This is a genomic window from Shewanella sp. (genome assembly GCF_013214165.1).
Classification (GTDB): domain Bacteria; phylum Pseudomonadota; class Gammaproteobacteria; order Enterobacterales; family Shewanellaceae; genus Shewanella.
Window position 1 is genome coordinate 1 of the sequence record NZ_JABSSM010000147.1, and the last position, 4,900, is coordinate 4,900.

At 43.7% G+C, this 4,900-nt stretch carries 3 protein-coding genes and 3 tRNA genes; all 6 read left to right on the top strand.

All coding sequences use genetic code 11. From position 1 onward, the window contains the following. The first annotated feature begins 704 nt into the window (after nt 1-704). The 6 genes from uvrY (at nt 705) to HRU42_RS20505 (ending at nt 4,872) form a co-directional block, all read left to right on the top strand. Complete coding sequence (uvrY, locus tag HRU42_RS20480) at nt 705-1,349, top strand: UvrY/SirA/GacA family response regulator transcription factor (RefSeq protein ID WP_295033870.1); 645 nt, start codon at nt 705-707, stop codon at nt 1,347-1,349. Nucleotides 1,350-1,451: 102 nt separating this feature from the next. Continuing rightward, nucleotides 1,452-3,281: an excinuclease ABC subunit UvrC gene (uvrC, locus tag HRU42_RS20485; protein ID WP_295033872.1), complete on the top strand. Its 1,830-nt coding sequence runs from the start codon at nt 1,452-1,454 to the stop codon at nt 3,279-3,281. Nucleotides 3,282-3,669: 388 nt separating this feature from the next. Next, nucleotides 3,670-4,227 carry a CDP-diacylglycerol--glycerol-3-phosphate 3-phosphatidyltransferase gene (pgsA, locus tag HRU42_RS20490; RefSeq protein ID WP_295033874.1) on the top strand — a complete coding sequence of 186 codons (558 nt, stop codon included), beginning with the start codon at nt 3,670-3,672 and terminating at the stop codon, nt 4,225-4,227. 250 nt (nt 4,228-4,477) lie between these two features. Then, a tRNA-Gly gene (locus tag HRU42_RS20495) sits at nt 4,478-4,553 on the top strand. Nucleotides 4,554-4,625: 72 nt separating this feature from the next. Further along, nucleotides 4,626-4,699, top strand: a tRNA-Cys gene (locus tag HRU42_RS20500). A gap of 87 nt (nt 4,700-4,786) precedes the next feature. Further along, a tRNA-Leu gene (locus tag HRU42_RS20505) sits at nt 4,787-4,872 on the top strand. Nucleotides 4,873-4,900 lie beyond the last annotated feature (28 nt).

Here is a 4,900-nt window from a genome sequence, read left to right on the forward strand (position 1 = left end):
CATAGAGATAAGTGCTTTTGTTATCTGGTTAAGTTTACTCACAAATAATTTTGCTTTCATTTTCTTTACCCTCAATCAGTTAGCTTCATTCATTAAGTATAGTCAACATTGACCTACAACAGCGCCATATTTTTTGAGTCATGGGTTTATAGCGTATCAATGTAGGATTCAAATCCCTATCTCTGCGCCACATTAAGAAAGCCCGCTTTATAAGTGGGCTTTCTGCCATTTATAAGAAGGTGATAGGAATGTGAACCCAAGGTTCCTCCTGTTTAAAGTCAGCTATCTCTGCGCCATATTTAAGACGAAGCCCCAGCAGAAATGTTGGGGCTTTTTCGTTTTCATCGATTGCTGCTCTAGCTTCTTAAGCCTAGTTGTGGGTTATTGGAGCGGGTCATCATTCATCACCGGCTTTGCCATCCCTAGGCCAAAATATTTACCTATCAGTTATTAGGCCATCTTATAGCGCGGTGTTAATGCTCGACTATCGCGTTGACCATGGCGGGTTTAATTTATATTCACATAGATAAAACAAATAATTACCTGCCTTGCTTGCTATCTGCTCAATGTAAGGGCTTGCCTGCGGTTAATCAGTTGGCATATTAAAAACGAGCTTTCCTATTGATGGTTTATGGGCTAAATTAGCATTAAATATGAATTTGAATCAGGTGAGATTCTTCACGTTAGCCCTAAGGTAATTTGAATTGATTACAGTATATTTAGTCGATGATCATGAGCTAGTCCGCACCGGAATTCGCCGAATTCTTGAAGATGAACGTGGCATTAAAGTCGTGGGCGAAGCGGGGGACGGTGAAACCGCGGTTCAATGGAGCCGAAGTAACGAAGCCGATGTTATCCTGATGGACATGAACATGCCAGGGATCGGTGGTCTGGAAGCGACACGTAAAATTTTACGTTATCAGTCACATGCAAAAATTATCGTGCTAACCATTCAAACTGAAGATCCATTCCCGACTAAGGTGATGCAGGCTGGTGCATCGGGCTACCTTACCAAAGGTGCGACACCACCTGAGGTGCTGCAGGCGATTAGGCAAGTGGCACATGGGCAAAGGTATCTTTCTCCGGAAATCGCCCAGCAGATGGCTCTGAGTCAATTTAGTTCGAGTGATGAGAACCCATTTCACTCACTCTCTGAGCGTGAGTTACAGATCATGATGATGATCACCAATGGCGAAAAGGTGAGTGAGATTGCCGAGCAGCTTAATTTGAGTCCTAAGACTGTCAATAGCTATCGCTATCGTTTATTCGCCAAATTGGGGATCAATGGTGATGTTGAGCTGACACGCCTCGCGATCCGTTATAAAATGATTGATGCAGGGCAGTTCTAGCCATTAAACATGACAATGTTACACATGACGTCATAAATTAGTGAGTCATGGGTAAACAACTGTCGCGATTCATTAGCGTAAACAACCTTAGCCATTTTACCTATGCCAGTTCAGTTTGATGCAGTTCTTTTTCTAAAAAGCGTATCCTCATCGCCGGGTGTTTATCGCATGTATGACGCCGAGGATGTCGTCATCTATGTTGGCAAGGCTAAAGATCTTAAGAAGCGTCTTAGTTCCTATTTTCGTAAAAACCTTGTCCATGTAAAAACTCAAGCCCTGGTCTCTCATATCGCTAATATCGATGTGACTGTGACTCACAGTGAGACCGATGCGCTGATCCTCGAAAATGATTATATCAAGCAGTATATGCCCAGATATAACGTGTTACTTCGAGATGATAAATCCTATCCGTATATTTTACTGAGTCATCATAAACACCCTAGACTTGCCTATCATCGTGGACCTAAGAGGGACAAGGGGACCTATTTTGGCCCTTATCCAAATGGTGGTGCAGTCAGAGAAAGTTTGCATCTGATGCAAAAAATATTTCCTATCAGACAATGTGATGATCTTTACTATAAATCACGCTCTCGACCCTGTTTACAATATCAGATAGGTCGTTGTAGCGCCCCTTGTGTAGATAAAATCACTAGTGAAGAGTATGAATCTCAGGTCAAACTGGCAAGCTTATTCCTTAAGGGCAAGAATCAACAGGTGATGGTTGAGCTAGTGTCGAAAATGGAGGCTTGCGCGCAATCCCGCGAATATGAAAAAGCGGCCAGCTATAGAGATCAAATCTCTGCACTGAGAAGAGTGGCTGAGCAGCAGCAGGTGTCTGGTACTTCTGGTGATATGGATGTGATTGGTGCGCATTACGCATCGGGTGTGGCTTGTTTTCATCTGCTCTTCATACGCGATGGTAAAATTTTTGGTAGCCGAAGCTACTATCCAAGTGTACCGGCTCAAACCGATATGGATGAAGTCTTGAGTGCGTTCATGATCCAGTTTTACCTCAATGGCGATAGTCAAAGAACGCTGCCGAAAGAGATTTTATTGAGTCAGAGCTTCGGTGATTTACCTCAGTTAGAGAAGGCGATACAAGCGGCGCTGGATAAAAAGGTAGAGATTAAAACTAATGTACGCAGTGAGAGAGCCAATTTTTTACGCTTAGCCGTCACAAACGCGACTAATGCGGTAAATACCCGGTTGTCTCATAAGAATACCGTCGAACAGCGCTTCTTATTACTAGAAGAGGCCCTGGAGATGACGACGCGAGTGCAAAGAATGGAATGTTTCGATATTAGCCACACTATGGGAGAGAGCACCGTGGCTTCCTGTGTTGTGTTTAATCGAGAAGGTCCGAATAAGGCCGATTACCGTCGTTATAACATTCATGGTATTACGCCCGGTGATGATTATGCGGCCATGAAGCAGGCGATCACTAGGCGGTTTGATAAAATGGATAAAACGGGCAAGATCCCGGATATTTTATTTATCGATGGAGGCTTGGGTCAGCTTAGAATTGCACAAAAAATTGTAGATGAGAAATTCGCAGATCTGGATACGCCTCCTATGTTAATCGGTATCGCTAAAGGGGAGGGGAGAAAGCCGGGCCTGGAAACCTTGATCTATGGTGAAAATGAACTTTCTTTCTCTATCGCAGCAGACTCAGGTGCTTTGCACTTGATACAGCATATTCGTGATGAGTCGCATCGCTTTGCGATCACAGGTCATAGAAATAAGCGGCAGAAGACACGCAATACTTCTACACTCGAATCCATTGCCGGTGTCGGACCGAAACGCCGCAAGGCCTTGCTACAATTTTTAGGTGGCATACAGGAAGTGAAAAGCGCAAGTGTGGCAGAAATGGCGAAAGTGCCAGGGATCAGTGTAGACATGGCGCAAAAAATACATGATTCATTACGAGGCTAGCCAGATCCAGACTAGCTGAGTTGTTTGGCAGCCCATAGCATCGATTATCACTAGCGAACTGGCTAGGTCTATCATTTTTAAAGCCCTGTAATTGCCTTAATCTCATTACTTTTAGGGTCTGATTTTTAATTGACCAAGTATCACCTTGTTTGCTGATAAGTGATTCTAGATATGTCAGATTTATGTCTTTAAGCTCATTGTGTATAGCCACAAAGCCGAAACAATGGCCAATTTTAGGCGTTACACCGTAAATGAAGGGAGCAAGACTGGCAGAATGAGCAAAAGTGCCTCAGATTAGACTAGAAATGGCACAAACAATGGATGATTCATTGCGAGGCTGGCTAATTTAAGGCAAAATTGGCGCTGCTTTTAAACTATTGGTTTTCTCATGCCGTTTAATATACCTATAGCTTTAACTTTGTTCAGATTATTTCTGTTACCTGTGTTTATTGTGGTTTTCTACCTTCCTTACTCTTGGGTGCCTTTTGCTGCGGCCTTTATCTTTTGTTTGGCAGCTATCACAGATGCATTAGATGGCTATGCCGCTCGTAAATTAAAGCAGTCTACGCGATTCGGTGCCTTTCTGGATCCCGTGGCTGATAAGATCATGGTTACCACCGCACTCGTTCTGCTGGTTGCCGATAACAATAATATCTGGCTCACATTACCGGCATTATTTATGATCGGTCGCGAGATAGTCATCTCGGCACTGCGTGAATGGATGGCTGAGATTGGTAAGAGAGGGGCCGTTGCTGTCTCTTGGATCGGTAAATATAAGACGGCGGCACAGATGGTGGCCATTACCGGTCTTATCTGGCATCCCAACGATTTCCTCACCTATGCAGCATACGCACTGCTTTACGTTGCCACAGTCCTCACTTTTTGGTCGATGATGAATTATATTTTGGCTGCTTGGGGGGATTTGACCGCAGAATCGGATAATTAAAATGCAATAAGGCTATTTAGTATTCAAGCAGTCATTTATCGGTAAATATGCGATTGACTCTTGATACTAAATCGGTAGAATGCCATTCCGCAGTCAGGGGAAAGCTTCTTAGTAAACAACTTGCTGCAAATCCTCAGTATTAATGAGGAAAGTAAAATTGATATGATTGCGACATTAGCTCAGTTGCTAGAGGTGAAAGTTCGATACCTTTAGTGGTGGTCACAGCGAGTGTTGAAACGTAAAATTGAATGCGACATTAGCTCAGTTGCTAGAGCGATACCTTGCCAAGGTATAGGTCATCGGTTCGAACCCGATATGTCGCTCCAATCTTACAGGCTCATAGATTCGAACCTCTCTTTATAAGAGAAGGTCGCTCCAATCTTACAAAATGAAACATTGGCGCGATGGCAGAATGGCTATGCTACGGATTGCAAATCCGTCGATCTCGGTTCGACTCCGGGTCGCGCCTCCATATTTAGATTGTGATGAGTTTGCTCTCTTAATTAAGAACAAACAGTATTAACTACCGATAATACGTATCATCAGAGTCAACGAGTTTGCCCGAGTGGTGGAATCGGTAGACACAAGGGATTTAAAATCCCTCGCTTAATAGGCGTGCCGGTTCAAGTCCGGCCTCGGGTACCATCATTTAAGCCCTGACAATAGTCAGGGC

Coding starts and splice junctions, on each gene's coding strand:
- uvrC (WP_295033872.1), top strand. CDS start 1,452: ATGCCAGTTCAGTTTGATGCAGTTCTTTTTCTAAAAAGCGTATCCTCA.
- pgsA (WP_295033874.1), top strand. CDS start 3,670: ATGCCGTTTAATATACCTATAGCTTTAACTTTGTTCAGATTATTTCTG.